14 protein-coding genes and 2 pseudogenes are annotated in these 15,313 nt (G+C 69.6%); 11 read left to right on the top strand and 5 right to left on the bottom strand.

Annotated elements, in window-relative coordinates:
- Positions 1–78: pseudogene (locus A5680_RS26240) on the top strand (hypothetical protein); the annotation flags it as partial.
- Here A5680_RS26240 and A5680_RS10555 read toward each other — a convergent pair.
- Positions 59–667 (bottom strand): annotated as a pseudogene (locus A5680_RS10555) (CoA transferase); the annotation flags it as partial. The pseudogenes A5680_RS26240 and A5680_RS10555 sit on opposite strands and share 20 nt — an antisense overlap.
- Positions 664–2,133, bottom strand: coding sequence for an aldehyde dehydrogenase family protein (locus A5680_RS10550; protein ID WP_067818990.1), 1,470 nt, complete (start codon positions 2,131–2,133; stop codon positions 664–666). The gene A5680_RS10550 and the pseudogene A5680_RS10555, both read right to left, overlap by 4 nt.
- A gap of 199 nt (positions 2,134–2,332) precedes the next feature.
- Between A5680_RS10550 and A5680_RS10545 the strand changes: the two genes are divergently transcribed.
- The 9 genes from A5680_RS10545 to A5680_RS10505 are packed head-to-tail and all read left to right on the top strand — an operon-like array spanning position 2,333 to position 10,106.
- Positions 2,333–3,508: a cytochrome P450 gene (locus tag A5680_RS10545; RefSeq protein WP_067818987.1), complete on the top strand. Its 1,176-nt coding sequence runs from the start codon at positions 2,333–2,335 to the stop codon at positions 3,506–3,508.
- A complete protein-coding gene (locus A5680_RS10540; RefSeq protein ID WP_067818972.1) occupies positions 3,508–4,695 on the top strand; it encodes an acyl-CoA dehydrogenase family protein in 1,188 nt (395 codons plus the stop codon). Before A5680_RS10545 ends, A5680_RS10540 begins: the two co-directional genes overlap by 1 nt.
- Before the next feature lie 14 nt (positions 4,696–4,709).
- On the top strand, positions 4,710–5,255 hold the full coding sequence (locus A5680_RS10535) for a MaoC family dehydratase N-terminal domain-containing protein (protein WP_067818969.1): 546 nt from the start codon (positions 4,710–4,712) through the stop codon (positions 5,253–5,255).
- On the top strand, positions 5,255–5,653 hold the full coding sequence (locus A5680_RS10530; protein ID WP_055398792.1) for a Zn-ribbon domain-containing OB-fold protein: 399 nt from the start codon (positions 5,255–5,257) through the stop codon (positions 5,651–5,653). The genes A5680_RS10535 and A5680_RS10530 overlap by 1 nt, the downstream gene beginning before the upstream one ends.
- A gap of 10 nt (positions 5,654–5,663) precedes the next feature.
- A complete protein-coding gene (locus A5680_RS10525) occupies positions 5,664–6,797 on the top strand; it encodes an acyl-CoA dehydrogenase family protein (RefSeq protein ID WP_067818966.1) in 1,134 nt (377 codons plus the stop codon).
- Positions 6,794–7,252 (top strand): MaoC family dehydratase, encoded by a 459-nt coding sequence (locus tag A5680_RS10520; protein WP_067818962.1) that lies wholly within the window; start codon positions 6,794–6,796, stop codon positions 7,250–7,252. The genes A5680_RS10525 and A5680_RS10520 overlap by 4 nt, the downstream gene beginning before the upstream one ends.
- Entirely contained in the window at positions 7,249–8,418 is a 1,170-nt protein-coding gene (locus A5680_RS10515) for a lipid-transfer protein (protein WP_067818959.1), read from the top strand. Before A5680_RS10520 ends, A5680_RS10515 begins: the two co-directional genes overlap by 4 nt.
- A 12-nt stretch (positions 8,419–8,430) precedes the next feature.
- Positions 8,431–9,501 carry a zinc-binding dehydrogenase gene (locus A5680_RS10510; protein WP_055398799.1) on the top strand — a complete coding sequence of 357 codons (1,071 nt, stop codon included), beginning with the start codon at positions 8,431–8,433 and terminating at the stop codon, positions 9,499–9,501.
- Positions 9,498–10,106: a TetR/AcrR family transcriptional regulator gene (locus A5680_RS10505; protein ID WP_055398801.1), complete on the top strand. Its 609-nt coding sequence runs from the start codon at positions 9,498–9,500 to the stop codon at positions 10,104–10,106. The genes A5680_RS10510 and A5680_RS10505 overlap by 4 nt, the downstream gene beginning before the upstream one ends.
- 4 nt (positions 10,107–10,110) lie before the next feature.
- Here the strand turns inward: A5680_RS10505 and A5680_RS10500 are convergent, their stop codons facing one another.
- The 3 genes from A5680_RS10500 to pruA form a co-directional block, all read right to left on the bottom strand.
- Positions 10,111–10,857, bottom strand: coding sequence for an MBL fold metallo-hydrolase (locus A5680_RS10500; RefSeq protein WP_067818956.1), 747 nt, complete (start codon positions 10,855–10,857; stop codon positions 10,111–10,113).
- Positions 10,858–11,043: 186 nt separating this feature from the next.
- The gene (locus A5680_RS10495; RefSeq protein WP_067818953.1) at positions 11,044–11,994 is read right to left on the bottom strand and encodes a proline dehydrogenase family protein; all 951 of its coding nucleotides are present in this window, start codon (positions 11,992–11,994) and stop codon (positions 11,044–11,046) included.
- Positions 11,994–13,625, bottom strand: coding sequence for an L-glutamate gamma-semialdehyde dehydrogenase (pruA, locus tag A5680_RS10490; RefSeq protein WP_067818950.1), 1,632 nt, complete (start codon positions 13,623–13,625; stop codon positions 11,994–11,996). The genes A5680_RS10495 and pruA overlap by 1 nt, the downstream gene beginning before the upstream one ends.
- 81 nt (positions 13,626–13,706) lie before the next feature.
- Between pruA and A5680_RS10485 the strand changes: the two genes are divergently transcribed.
- Positions 13,707–15,311, top strand: coding sequence for a CdaR family transcriptional regulator (locus tag A5680_RS10485; protein WP_067818947.1), 1,605 nt, complete (start codon positions 13,707–13,709; stop codon positions 15,309–15,311).
- Positions 15,312–15,313 lie beyond the last annotated feature (2 nt).

The following is a 15,313-nucleotide window of genomic DNA, read 5'->3' as shown; positions in this document are numbered from 1 at the left end:
GTCGAGGCCCGCGTCTACGCCGAGAACCACCACATCCGCCTGATCGGCCTGGACCGCCCGGGTATCGGCTCGTCGACAGCAACGATTCGAATTCCGAAACATCGACCTGCACAACATCATCGGAAGGGCAACGCAGGGCGGTCAACGCGCCCAGCGCACCGTAGGCACCCGCGACGTACTCGGCGATCCGCGCGCCCACCTGCACGGGCGGGCGGTCGGGGTCGCGGGCGCTGACCCAGCCCGACGCCGCCTGCAGGGTCAGGGAGGTCGCCGGCCGGTCCCGCCACGGGCCGGACTGTCCGAACGCGGAGACCCGCAGCAGCACCAGGTTTGGGTTGATTTCGCCGAGGCTGTCGCGGCCGAACCCCCAGCCCTCCAGCGTTCCGGGCGGGAAGTTTTCGATGAGCAGGTGCGCACCCGCGATCAGCTCGCGGGCATCCCGAAACGGCGCAATTCGCTTGCCGGCGTTCAGGTAAGCGAACATGCCGGAGCGCTCGGGGTCGGGGACTCCATGCGGGAACGGGCCCCAGTGGCGCAGCGGGTCCCCGTCGGGCGGCTCGATCTTGGTGACCTCGGCGCCGAGGTCGACGAAAAGCTTTGCGGTGTAAGGGCCTGAGATTTCGGTGGCGAGTTCGACGACGTGGAGCCCGGCGAGGGGTCCCGTCATGCCGGGATCCCGATGGCCTTCACCTCCATGTACTGGTGCAGCCCGCTGATCCCGCCGCTCTCCCGCCCGAACCCGCTCAGCTTGAAGCCGCCGAACGGCGCGTCACCCGGCCCGATGCCGTTGACGGCGACCTGACCCGTGCGCATGCGCCGGGCAATCGCGACGGCCCGGTCCACGTCGGTGCCCCACACGGCGCCGGAGAGTCCGTAGCACGAGTTGTTCGCGATCGCGACGGCGTCGTTGTCGTCGCGGTAGCGCAGCACCGACAGCACCGGCCCGAAGACTTCCTCCTGCGCGATCGTCGAATCCGGTTGCACGCCAACGAGAATCGTCGGCTCGAAGTAGTAGCCGACATCCAGGCCGGCCGGGCGGCCCCCGCCGGTCGCCAGCTTGGCCCCCTCGTTGACCGCGCCGTCGACGTGGGCCTGCACCCGGTCGCGTTGCGCGGCGCTGATGAGCGGACCCATCTGGACGGCCGGGTCGTTGGGGTCGCCGACCTTGACGTCGCGGGCCAGCGCGACGAGGCGGTCAACGATGTCGTCGTGCAGCGAATCGGGCAGCAGCAGCCGGCTGTGCAGGATGCAGGCCTGCCCGGCGTGCAACGAGCAGCAGTCGAACAGCATCTGCTGCAGCATCTCGTCGGTCACCTGCGTGTCGTCGAGGATGATGCTGGCCGACTTCCCGCCGCACTCCAGCAGGAGCCGCTTCATGGCGTCGCCCGCGGACCGCATGACCTCACACCCGACGGCCGAGCTGCCGGTGAAGCTGATCATGTCGATGCGTGGATCCGTGGTGAGCAGTTTGGCGGCCTCAAGCCCCGAGGGGGTGACGACATTGACCACGCCCGGCGGGATGTCGGTCTCCTCGTCGATGATGCGCGCGAGCGCGAGCCCGGCGAGCGGCGTCAACGGCGACGGCTTGAGCACGACGGTGTTGCCGGCGGCCAGCGCGTTGTTCACCTTCATGACGTTGAGGCAATGCGGGAAGTTCCACGGCGTCAGGATCGCTACGACGCCCAGCGGCTCGTGGCGCAGCAGCGTCGTTCCGGCGCCGATCCCGGTGACCGGCTCGTCGACCAGCTTGGTGGCGAGCTGGGCCGCGTGCATCGACATGTAGCCCGCACCGTCGATCTGCATCATGCGCTCGTTGCCGACACAGCCCCACTCGATCTGGGACAACGCAAAGATCTCGTCGGCGTGCTTCAGTAGCGCCGCGCCGAGCTGATTGAGGCAACCGGCGCGCTGCTCGGGACCCATTGCGCCCCATGGCCCGTCGTCGAAGGCCCGGCGGGCGGCGGCGATCGCCGCGCCGACCTGGGCGACGCTCGCGTCGGGGGCGGTGCCGATGGCCCGCTCGGTGGCCGGGTTGATGTCGTCGTAGCGACCGTCCTCCGGCTCGACCCATCGCCCGTCGATGTAGAGCTGATAGGTGTCGACAAGGGATCGCGGAGTTTGTAGCTCGGTCATGCGCTTCCTCACCCGAACGTCGGTCATCTAACCACTTGGTGTACACCCATGCCCTGGCGCCGTCAATCACTAACTGCGCGAATTGCGCGCTATTTTCGCGTTTCGTGGCGGTATTGACAGCGCCGGGCGGGGCGGGTAGACACAAGGCCGCAAGACACTTTGCATCGATGTGTCGGATCGCCTGCTCAGGGAGGCCGCCGTGCGGACTACTTTTCCACTGCACTCCCCCGACTTCTACGCCGGCGATCCCTACCCGGCTTACCGCGAGCTGCGCGCGACACAGCCGGTGTGCTGGAACGACGTCACCAACTTCTGGGCGCTGCTGAAGTACGAGGACATCCGGTTCGTGTCGAGCAACCCGGCGCTGTTCTCGTCCACCAAGGGCGTCACCATCCCCGATCCCCAACAGCCGAGCCCGGTCCAGCCGGGCAGCCTGATCTTCACCGACCCGCCGCGGCACCGGCAGATGCGCAAGTTGATCAACTCGGGGTTCACCCGGCGGCGGGTGGCGGTCCTGGAACCCAAGATTCGCGAGATCGTGCGAGGCATCCTCGACGACGTCCAGCCCGATTCCGTCCACGAGTTCGCCGAGGAGATCGCGGCCCCGCTGCCCACCCGGATGATCGCCGAACTGATCGGCGCGCCGCCCGACGACTGGGAGCAATTCCGCGCGTGGTCGGACGCCGCCACCGGCACCGCCGACCCGGAGATCGAACTCGACCCCCTGGTGGCCATGGGTCAGCTGTTCGAGTACTTCCAGAAGTTGATCGCGGCCAGGCGAACCGATCCGCGCGACGACCTGTTGTCGGTTCTGGCCGGGGCCGAGATCGACGGGGTTCGCCTTAACGACGAAGACCTGCTCAACTTCGCCTTCCTGTTGTTGGTCGCGGGCAACGAGACCACCCGTAACCTGATCGCCCTGGGCACCTGCGCGCTGATCGCCCACCCCGACCAATGCCGCCTGCTGGCCGAGAATCCCGCGCTGATCCCGGGCGCCGTCGAGGAAATGTTGCGGTGGAACAGCCCCGTGGTCCACATGGCGCGCACCGCGACCACCGACGTCGAGATCCGCGGACAGCGGATCGCGGAGGGCGACGTGGTGGTGATGCTCTACGGGTCCGCCAACCGGGACGAGGACATCTTCGGGCCCGACTCCGAGCAGTTCAGGGTGACCCGGCACCCCAACCCGCACATCGCGTTCGGGTGTGGTGAACATTCCTGCGTGGGTGCACAATTGGCGCGGCTGGAGGCGTGCGTGATGTTCGACGAGTTGCTGCGCCGCTTCCCCCACCTGGAGCTGGTGGGTGCGGTGGACCGGATGCGCGCCACCATGGTGCCCGGCGTCAAGCGGATGCCCGTGCGGCTGGGGGCCTGATGGATCTGGAGTATTCGCCAGAGCAGGAGCAGCTGCGCGCCGAGATCCGCGCGACGCTGGAGCAGGTGATGACGCCCGAGCGCAGCGCCACGATCGGCGAGAACATCGAGGGTGGCCCCGCCGTCCGGGAATGTGTGCGGGCCCTGGCCGCGGCCGACCTGCTCGGCGTCGGCTGGCCCAAAGAGTATGGCGGACGCGGCTTCTCAGCGATCGAGCAGTTCATCTTCTCCGAGGAGGCGCGACGGGTCAATGCCCCCATCCCGCTGGTGACACTGAACACCGTCGGGCCGACGCTCATGCAGTGCGGCACCGAGGAGCAGAAACAGCGGTTCCTGCCCGCGATCCTGGACGGCAGCGTCGAGTTCGCGATCGGCTACTCCGAACCGGAGGCCGGCAGCGATCTGGCGGGCCTGCGCACCACCGCGGTTCGCGACGGCGACGAGTACGTGATCAACGGACAGAAGATGTTCACCAGCGGCGCGGCATACGCCGACTACATCTGGCTGGCCGCGCGCACCGACCCGAACGCCAAGAAGCACAAGGGCATTTCGATCCTGATCGTGCCCACCTCGTCGCCCGGGTTCTCCTGGCAGCCGCTGCACACCATGCCCGGCATCTCCACGTTCTACACGTTCTACGACAACGTGCGGGTGCCGGCCAGCGCGCTGGTGGGCGGCGAGAACCAGGGCTGGCAGCTGATCACCACGCAGCTGAATTTCGAGCGGGCGGCGCTGGGCAATCTCGGCGCGCTGGAACCGTTGTTCGAGCGGACGCTGCAGTGGGCCACCAGCACCGAGTTCGACGGCGCCCGCGTGATCGACCAGCCGTGGGTGCGGCTCGCGCTGGCGCGGGTCGAGGCCCAGGTGGCCGCCTACAAACTGGTGAACCTGAGGGTGAACGCCGCGATGACCAAGGGCGTGCTCAGCATGGGGGAAGCGTCGGCGGCCAAGGTGTTCGGCACCGAGCTCACCCAGCAGGTCGCCCGCCAGCTGCTCGAGGTGCTCGACCGCAACGGCGTGCGCCGCGGGCCCGGCGCGCCCCTGCGCGGCGCCCTGGAATCCGCGTACCGTCAGGCGGTGATCAACACCTTCGGCGGCGGCGCCAACGAGATTCAGCGTGACATCATCGCCATGGCCGGATTGGGCATGCCGCGAGCTCCCCGTGACCTTCGCGCCACCGCACAGTAGGAGGACAGCAGCACGTGACCGACTCAGAAACCGTCAGCGCCAAGGTGCGGGCCCTCGTCGGCCAGCCGACCGGCGGCACCGGAAAGCCCTCGGTGGCACCGGATCCGGTCAACCAGCCGATGATCCGGCACTGGGCGTACGCGATGGCCGACATGAACCCCGTCTACCTCGACCCCGAGTTCGCCGAGAAGTCGCGGTTCGGCGGCATCGTGTCGCCGCCGGTGATGTTGCAGACCTGGACGATGCCGTCGCCGATCCTGGAGGGCATCGGCGAGCGTGGGGGTGCACCCATCGAAATCAAAAGCAACCCAACGGCGTTCCTCGACGAGGCCGGCTACACCAGCACGGTGGCCACCAACTCGGAGTTCGAGATCGAACGCTACCCGCGGCTGGGCGATGTCATCAGCGCTACGACGGTCTACGAAACGGTTTCCGAGGAGAAGAAGACTGCGCTGGGCACCGGGTTCTTCCTGACCTGGCTCACGACCTACACCGACCAGAATGGTGAGGTGCTGGGACGCCAGCGATTCCGGGTGCTGCGATTCAGGCCGGAGCGCTGATGGCCGCCCGACTTGCGCCGGCCATCACCGCCGACACCGAGTTCTTCTGGAACGGGTTGCGGGAGAACAAACTCCTGATCCAGCGCTGCGGCGGATGCGGACAGCTGCGGCATCCGCCGCGACCCATGTGTCCACACTGCCGTTCCCTGGACTGGGACACCATCGAGTCGTCGGGCCGCGGCACCGTCTACAGCTACGTGATGCCGCACGAGCCGAAGTTCCCGTTCTTCGAATATCCGTACGTGGTCGTGCTCGTGGAACTCGAGGAGGGAATCCGGCTGGTGTCCAACCTGACCGGCATCGCCCCGGCCGACGTCACAACCGGAATGCCGGTCGAGGTGTACTACCAGGGTTTCGATAACGACCTGGTGTTGCACCAGTTCCGGCCGGCGAGCTAGGCGAGCGCTGATGGACTTCACCTTCACCGAGGAGCAGGAGACCATCTCCAAACTCGCCCGCGACCTCTTCGAGCGCCGGGCGGCACCGGAGCGCCTGGCCGAATTGGAGGCCGGCGACGTTCGTTTCGACGCCGCGCTGTGGCGGGAGCTGGCGGCCGCCGACCTGCTTGGGACAGGCCTGCCGGAGTCGGATGGCGGCACGGGCGGTGGCTTCGTGGAGCTCGGGGTGCTCCTGGCCGAGGTCGGCTGGGCGGTCGCGCCGGTGCCTGCCTACGCCACGCTGGTCCTGGGGGCCGACCCGATCGCGCGCCACGGCAATGCCGAACAGCGGCAACGCTTCCTGCCGGGCGTCGTCGCCGGAGACCGCATCCTCACCGCGGGAGTGGCCGAGCCGGGCCGCTCCGACGCGACGGCTCCCGCGACCACCGCGCGCCGCGACGGCGGCAATTGGCGGCTCGACGGCGCCAAGGAACTGGTCCCGGCCGCCCAGCTCGCCGACACCGTACTGATCCCGGCCGCGATCGACGACGGTGAGACCGGTCTGTTTCTGTTACCGGCCGACGCCAACGGCGTCGAGATCCGGCCGGCGGCCACCACCAGCCGCGAGCCGCACGCCGACGTATACCTGAACGGCGCAACGGTTTCGGATGCCGACCGGATCGCCGGGCTCGACCTGATCGAGTCGCTGCGCACCCGCGCGTTGGTCGCGCTGTGCGCAATCCAGCTCGGTGTCGCGGAGCGCGCCCTGCGGATCGCGGCCGAATACACCAGCGGCCGAGAGCAATTCGGCCGGCCCATCGGCAGCTTCCAGGCCGTGCAACAGCGCATGGCCGACGCCTTCATCGATGTCGAGGCGATCCGGTGGACCACGTGGCATGCGGCCTGGTTGATCGCGGACGGTCGGTCCTTGGCGCAAACCCACCGCGCCGCGCGCATCGCGAAGTTCTGGGCCGCCGAGGCCGGCGCCCGCGTCGCCGCCACCGCCCAGCACGTCCACGGCGGCATCGGCATCGACACCACCTACCCCCTGCATCGCTATTTCTTGTGGGCCAAGCACAACGAGCTCACGCTCGGCCCGGCCACGGCCCAGCTGGCCCACTTGGGTGCGACGTATGGCGCCACGTATTCGGAAGGACTTTCATGACGACCACCGCGACCCGCACCACCACCCTGCGCTGGGCCGACATCTCCGTGGGCGACGAGGTCACCCTGCTCGAGGTCCCCATCACCACGACGATGATCGTTGCCGGGGCGATCGCCACCCGCGACTTCATGCCCGTGCACCACGACCGCGACTACGCCAACAAACAGGGCTCGCCCAACCTGTTCATGAACATCCTCACCACCAACGGCTACTGCGTGCGGTTCCTCACCGACTGGGCCGGACCGGAAGCGATGATCAAGAAGCTGTCGATCCGCCTTGGCGTGCCGTGCTTTCCGGACGACCCGCTGCGCTTCACGGGCAGCGTGACCGCGAAGACCGAGGGCACCGGCGGGGAGAACTTCGTCGAGGTGACGTTCAAGGGCTCCAACAGCCTGGGCGACCACGTGTCGGGCACCGCGATCCTCAGCCTGCTCGACGAAGGGGACCGAGCGTGAGCCGCTCGCTGCCGGGCGCCGCGGCCATCGTCGGGATCGGCCAGACGGAGTTCTCCAAGGAATCCGGCCGCAGCGAGCTGCAATTGGCGTGCGAGGCCGTGAGCGCCGCGCTCGACGACGCCGGCCTGACGCCCGGCGACGTGGACGGCATGGTCACCTTCACGATGGATTCCAGCGACGAGATCGACATCGCCCGCAACGTGGGCATCGGCGACCTGAGCTTCTTCTCACGCGTGCACCACGGCGGCGGCGCGGCCGCGGGCACCGTCGTGCACGCCGCGATGGCCGTCGCAACCGGCGTCGCCGACGTGGTGGTGTGCTGGCGCGCGTTCAACGAGCGCTCGGGTTTCCGCTTCGGCGGCAGCGGGCGCAGCATGGCCGAAACCCCTTTGTTCCTGGCGCATTACGCGCCGTTCGGGTTGCTCACGCCGGCGGCCTGGGTCGCGATGCACGCCCAGCGCTACATGTCGACATACGGGGTCACCAACGAGGACTTCGGCCGCATCGCGGTGGTGGACCGCGCGCACGCCGCCCGCAATCCCGACGCGTGGTTCTACCAGCGCCCGATCACGCTGGAGGACCACCAGAATTCCCGCTGGATCATCGAACCGGTGCTCCGGCTGCTGGATTGCTGCCAGGAGAGCGACGGCGGGGTCGCGCTGGTGGTCACCAGCGCCGAACGCGCGCGCGACCTGCGGCAGCCGCCGGCGGTCATCACCGCGGCCGCCCAGGGCGCGGCCGGCAACGGCGAGATGATGACCAGCTACTACCGCGACGACATCACCGGCCTCCCCGAGATGGGCGTGGTCGCCGAGAGGCTGTGGCGCGATTCGGGGCTCAAGCCGCAAGACATCCAAACCGCCTTCATCTACGACCATTTCACGCCGTTCGTGTTCACCCAGCTCGAGGAGCTCGGGTTCTGCGGGCGCGGCGAGGCGAAGGACTTCGCCACGGTCGAACGGCTGTCCCTGGGGGGAGACTTCCCGATCAACACCAACGGCGGGCTGCTGGGCGAGGCCTACATCCACGGCATGAACGGCATCACCGAGGGGGTGCGCCAGGTGCGCGGCACGTCGTACAACCAGGTCGACAACGTCGAACACGTCCTGGTCACGTCGGGCACCGGGGTGCCCACCAGCGGGCTGATTCTGGCGCCCGCGGACTAGAGGGGGATCGGAATGCCCAAGCTCGCACTGCTCACCGCCCACGGCGGGCCCATCGAGCTCGCCGACTTCCCGTTGTCCACCCCGGCGCCGGGGACCGCGGCGCTGCGGCTGCGGATGGCCGGCATCTGCGGCTCCGACTTGCACATCTTCCGCGGCGAGCTGCCGCTGCCGTGCCCGTTCGCCATGGGCCACGAAATGGTCGGCGAGATAGCCGAACTCGGCGACGGCCTGACCGCCGACGCCACCGGCAAGCCGCTGGCCGTCGGCGATCGCGTGGTGACGCCGTACTTCTGGTTCTGCGGGCAATGCCACGCCTGCTCCCGGGGCCGGTCGTACGCGTGCCAGAACCTGATGGCCGGCGAGTACCGCACCCACGACCAGGAACCGCACTTCGTCGCGGCCTACGGCGAGTACTACTACACCAGCCGGCGCCAACCGCTGTACAAGGTGCCCGAGGGCCTGCCCGACGCGGCCGTCGCACCGCTGAACTGCGCCCTGGCCCAGGTGCTTTTCGCGCTGCGCGATGTGCGGCTGGGCGACACGGTCGTCATCCAGGGCGCTGGCGGGCTGGGCATCAACGCCGCGGCCGTGGCACGCACGGCCGGGGCCGCCGAGGTCATCGTCATCGACAAGATCCCCGAACGCCTCGACGTCGCGGCCGATTTCGGCGCCACCCACTGCATCGACGCGAGCGCGATCTCCGCCGCGGAGGTCGCCGAACAAGTCCGCCAACGCACCGACGGCATCGGCGCCGACTGGGTGCTCGAGGTCGTCGGCGTCCCGGGCGTGATTCCTGAGGGCGTCGGGTTCCTCAACAACGGCGGCACGCTTCTCGAGGTCGGCAACGTCGGCATGGGACGCACCTTCGAGCTGGACCCCAGCGCGCTGGTCTACGGCAACAAATCCATCCGCGGCGTGATGTTCTACGACCCCGTCACGCTGGCGGTCGGTCTGACCTTCCTGCAGCACACCGACTTTCCGTTCGACCGCCTGATGCCCGAACCATTCCACCTCGCCGACGTCAACGCCGCCTTCGCCTCGGCCGATGCGGGGCTGGTGCCCCGGGGGGCGTTGGTGCCGTGACGACGCAAGCGGCCCAGGCCATCGACACCCGCGAGCTGATCGTGGAGTCCGCGTACGCCTGCTTCGGCAAGCAGGGGCTGCAGAAGGCGACGATCGTCGACATCGCCAGGACGGCAGGGGTTTCCCGCAGCACCATCTACGAGTACTTCTCGGACAAGGGCGCGATCATCGAAGCGTGCGCCGAACACGCTTCCGAACGCTTCTATCTCGAGATGTCCAAGGCCATGGACTCGGGTGGCTCGCTGGAGGAAAAGCTCGCCCAGGCAGCCGTTTTCGTGACGCAGGCGCGGCGGTCCATCGCGTCCGAGAAGTACTTTGACGAGGACGCGATCAGCCTGCTGCTGACCAAGGACGCCGCCGTGCTGCTGCGCGAGTGCGTCGACTTCTTCGCGCCCTACCTGTCGGCCGCCCGGCTCACCGGCGAGGTGCGCAAGGACCTCGACATCGAGGCCGCCGCGGAATGGTTTGCGCGCATCCTGTTCTCGCTGTTCAGCACGCCGTCCTCGATCCGGGACATGGACGATCCCGAGGTGGCGGCCGACTTCGTGCGCGCGCACGTGGTGCGTGGCTTCGCGGGCGACCGGCCGCGGCCCCGTCGCGCGTAGCGACTCAGCGCCGCTGCCCCGGCCACACCGTCTCACCGGCGTGAACCGGCCGGCCGTGGCCGGGCAACAGATGCGCAACCGGCAACTCCTCCAAGCGCTTTCGCGTGGCGGCGGCGCTGGCGGCGTCGACGATTTCCGGTGTGTGCCAAACCTTGCCGCGGACGGTCAGCACGGCATCGCCGGACAGCAGCGTGCGCGTGGTCGGGTTCCACAGCGCGATGCTGTCATCGGTGTGCCCGCCCGCGTTGATGACGGTCCACTCCGGCGCGCCGGGCAGCGACTGGCCGCCTGCCAGTCCCCCGCGGGGGGATGCCCCCGTCCAGCGCATGCCGGCCGGCGTGCCGTATCCGGCCAACCGGGCGCCGCCCAGGAACCCGCTGAAGCCGACACGATCGAGCGGCTGGTCGATCAGCGTGGGCCAGATGCTCGCGGCCCGGCCCAGGGTCGGCGTGCGCGGTTTCGCTCCGTCGAGGTAGGTAAGCGTTTCGGCGGGCAGCCAGATCGGCGCGGGGTAGCGGGCGGCCAGTTCCGCCGCGCCGGCGACGTGGTCGCTGTGCCCGTGGGTGGCCACCACCGCGTGCACGGTGCCGCCGAGCCGATTCAGCGTCGCCGCCAGATCGCCGGCGACCCGCGGCAACCCGGCGTCGACCACCACCACCCCGTCGTGGCCGTGCAGGACATAGCAGTTGAAGACCCAGCGCGAGAACCGGGTGATGCCGAGTTCGGGCATCGCCTCGATAACCAGGCTCATGGCCGAAAGGCTACGCCTGGTCAGCCGCGGCCAACGAGTGTGAATCGTGGGATTCGAGCGTGCGGCCAGGGCGGTGATCGTCGGCTGTCGTCGCCCAGCCGGCACGCTCGAAGCCCTCGACGCACACTCAATGCCCGCAAATGTAGTGACGGCCCGCTGCGCCCGGCTTCGCCGCGCTTGCGACCGTCACGGCTGGGCCAGCGCCCGCAAGAAGAACGTCAGGTTGGCCGGCCGCTCGGCCAGGCGGCGCATGAAGTACCCGTACCACTGGGTGCCGAACGGCACGTAGACCCGGACGCGATGGCCGGCCGCGGCCAGCCGGCGTTGCTCGCCGTCGCGAATGCCGTACAGCATCTGGTACTCGAAATCCGACCGGCCCGCTTCGCGCGCCAGCGCGGGCACCGCCTCGATGATCGCCGGGTCGTGAGAGGCCACCATCGGGTAGCCGGAGCCGGCCATCAACACCCGCAGGCAGCGCAGGTAGGCGTCCGTGACGGCGGCGGGGTCGCGGTGGGCGACCGCCGCCGGTTCGTCGTATGCGCCCTTGCACAACCGGATTCGCGCCCCGGCCGCCGCGAACTCCTCGCAATCGTCGAGCGTGCGCCGCAGATAGGCCTGCAGGGCCACCCCCAGCCAGCCGAACTCGGCCCGCAACTCGCGCACGATCGCCAGCGTCGAATCCGTCGTGGTGTGGTCCTCGGCGTCCACCGTCACCCACACCCCGGCCCGCTGGGCGGCCGAGCAGATCGACCAGGCGTTCTCCCGGGCGATCTTCTCGCCGTTGCGATCGAGCGCCTGCCCCAGGGCCGACAGCTTCACCGACACCTCGAGCGGCGAGACGGCGGCACGGTCGTCGCACCGGCCCAGGCGGTCGATCAGATCGAGGTAGACGCGCACCGCCGCGCCGGCGTCGTCGGCGTCGGTGACGTCCTCGCCGAGGTAATCCAGGCTGACATAGCGGCCCGAATTACGAAGCGCGGCAGCGCTGTCCAGCGCGATGTCGATGGTCTCGCCGGGGACAAACCGATGCACCACGCGACGGGTGACCGACAACCCTTCGGCGGCCCGGCGCAACCCCGGGCGTCGGCTGGCGGCGATGATCGCCGGCCGCAGGGTGCTGGCGTACACGCGGCCCATCAGTCGGCCGCCATGTGCGGATAGGTGTGCCGCGTCGCCGGGACGAACGTCTCCTTGAGGGTGCGGGCCGACGTCCACCGCAACAGGTTCAGCACCGACCCGGCCTTGTCGTTGGTGCCCGAGCCGCGCGAACCACCGAACGGCTGGCGCCCGACGACCGCGCCGGTCGGCTTGTCGTTGACGTAGAAGTTCCCGGCGGCGAAGCGCAGGCGCTCCTGCGCGGTCAGCACCGCCTCGCGATCGTCGGCGATCACCGCTCCGGTCAGCGCGTATCGCGAGCCGGTGTCGATGACGTCGAGGATGCGCTCGTAGTCGTCGTCGGGGTAGACGTGCACCGACAGCAGCGGACCGAAGTATTCGGTGGCGAACGACTCGTCGGCCGGGTCATCGGAGAGCAACACCGTGGGGCGTACGAAATAGCCGACGCTGTCGTCGTATTCGCCGCCCACCGCGATGGTGACCTGAGCCGCGCTCTTCCCCCGCTCGATGGCCTTGACGTTCTTGGCGAAGGCGCGCTCGTCGATCAGCGCGCCCCCGAAGTTCGTCAGGTCGGTGACGTCGCCGTAGCGCAGCTCGGCGGTCTCCCCCAGGAAGTCGTCGCCGATGCGCCGCCACACCGACAGCGGGACGAACGCCCGCGACGCCGCCGAGCACTTCTGCCCCTGGTAGTCGAACGCGCCGCGAATCAGGGCGGTGCGCAACACATCCGGGCGCGCCGACGGGTGCGCCACGACGAAGTCCTTGCCGCCGGTCTCCCCCACCAGCCGCGGATAGCTCCGGTAGCGGCCGATGTTCGCGCCGACCTGCTGCCACAGGTGCTGGAAGGTGGCCGTCGAACCGGTGAAGTGGATGCCGGCCAGCCGCGGATCGGCCAGGGCCACTTCGGAAACCGCGAACCCGTTGCCGGTGACGAGGTTGATCACGCCGGGCGGTAGCCCGGCGGCCTCGAGCAGCTGCATGGTCAGATACGCCGACAGGGTCTGGGTGATCGACGGCTTCCACACGACGGTGTTGCCCATCAGCGCCGGCGCGGTCGGCAGGTTGCCGGCGATCGAGGTGAAGTTGAATGGCGTGATCGCATAGACGAATCCGTCCAGCGGGCGGTAGTCGCTGCGATTCCATTCCCCTGGCCCGCTGATCGGCTGCTGCGCCAGGATCTGGCGCGCGAACGCCACGTTGAAGCGCCAGAAGTCGATCTGCTCGCAGGGCGAGTCGATCTCGGCCTGGTAGGCGGACTTGGACTGGCCGAGCATGGTCGCCGCGGCGATCTTCTCCCGCCACGGTCCGGCCAGCAGATCGGCGGCCCGCAGGAAAACCGCCGCGCGCTCGTCGAAAGGCATTGCCGCCCAGCCGGCCTTCGCGGCGGTCGCGGCGTCGATCGCCGCCGCCGCGTCGGCGGGCCCGGCGTTGGTCAGGGTGCCCAGCGTCGCGGCGTGCCGGTGCGGCTGGACGACGTCTATGCGTTCGCCGTCGCCCATCCGGTGCCGACCGCCGATGACGTGCGGGAGGTCGATGGGGTGATCGGCCAGCGCGGCCAACTCGGCGCGCAGCCGGTCACGTTCGGGGGAGTGCGGGGCGTAATCGTGGACCGGCTCGTTGGCCGGCAACGGCACCTCGGTTATCGCGTCCATGCTGCCAGGATCCTCGCCGCGACGGCGCCCGGACTTAGCCGATCGGACAAGATGATCCGCCTTTGGTAGTACGATCGGACAATGACCGGGCTGGGCCAGCTGTTGCTGGCGCTGGACGCGACGCTGGTCAGCCTGGTGGAGGCGCCGCGGGGCCTCGACCTGGCCGTGGGCTCGGCGGCGCTGATCGACAGCGACGACGTGCGGCTGGGGCTGGCGGCCGCCGCCGGCTCGGCCGACGTGTTCTTCCTGCTCGGCGTGGCCGACGACGAGGCGCTGCGGTGGATGGACAAGCAGGCGCGCGAGCGCGTTCCGGCGGCGATCTTCGCCAAGGAGCCGTCGACCCGTTTGGTCACGGCGGCGGTCGCGGCGGGGTCGGCGGTGGTGGCCGTCGAGCCGCGCGCGCGGTGGGAACGGCTCTACCAGTTGGTCAACCACGTGCTGGAACATCACGGCGACCGCGCCGACGCGACCGAGGACTCGGGCACGGACCTGTTCGGGCTGGCGCAGTCGCTGGCCGACCGCATTCACGGCATGGTCAGCATCGAAAACGCCCAATCGCACGTGCTGGCGTATTCGGCATCCAACGACGAGGCCGACGAGCTGCGCCGGCTGTCCATCCTGGGCAGGGCGGGGCCGCCCGAGCATCTCGAATGGATCGGGCAATGGGGCATTTTCGATGCCCTGCGAGCCGGCGACGGCGTGGTGCGGGTGGCCGAGCGCCCGGAGTTGGGCCTGCGCCCGCGGCTGGCCATCGGGATCTACCGGCCCGCGGCGGACGCGCGGCGACCGCCGGAGTTCGCCGGCACCATCTGGGTGCAGCAGGGCGCACAACCGCTGGCCGACGACGCCGAGGAGATGTTGCGCGGCGCCGCGGTGCTGGCGGGGCGCATCATGGCGCGGTTGGCGGCCCGGCCCTCCACGCAGCTGCGGCGGGTGCAGCAGCTGTTGGGCCTGATCGACGGCGAACCCGACGTGGCCGCCGTCGCAAGCGAACTCGGCCTGGCCGCCGACGGCGCCGCGGCGCTGGTCGGCTGGGACACCGCGGACGCGGACGCCGGCGCGGCCCGTCAAGTTCGGTTACCCGACGTGATGGCGCTCAGCGCCAGCGCTTTTCGGCCGGACGCCCAGGTGGCCTCCCGGGGATCCCGAATCTATGTGCTGCTGCCCCAGACGCCGACCCGCTCGGCCACCTCCTGGGTGCGCGGCACCATCGCCGGGATGCGCACCGAGCTCGGGATGCAGCTGCGCGCCGCCGTCGCCGCTCCGGTCACCGGCCTCGCCGGGATCGCCGCCGCGCGCGCCGAACTGGACCGGGTGCTGGACAGCGCTGCGCGCCATCCCATTTCGATGCCGCAGGTGACGTCGCTGGCCGAGGCGCGCACCACCGTCCTGCTCGACGAGATCCTCGGCCTGGTTGGCCGCGAGGAGCGCCTGGCCGACCCGCGGATCGTCGGCCTGCGCACCCGGGAGCCGGCGCTGGCCGACACGCTGCGGGTGTATCTGGACAGCTTCGGCGACATCGCCGCCGCCGCGCGGTCGCTGCACGTGCACCCCAACACGGTTCGCTACCGCGTGCGGCGGATCGAGAGGTTGCTGTCGACATCGCTTGCCGATCCCGAGGTGCGGCTGCTGTTTTCGTTGAGTTTGCGACTCCCGGGTGCACCCCGGCGGGAGGCGGTACCCTGACG

The organism is Mycobacterium sp. E2989 (assembly GCF_001667595.1).
Taxonomy (GTDB): domain Bacteria; phylum Actinomycetota; class Actinomycetes; order Mycobacteriales; family Mycobacteriaceae; genus Mycobacterium.
The sequence above is the reverse complement of the archived record's forward strand: the minus strand, read 5'-3'. Positions and strand labels throughout refer to the sequence as shown.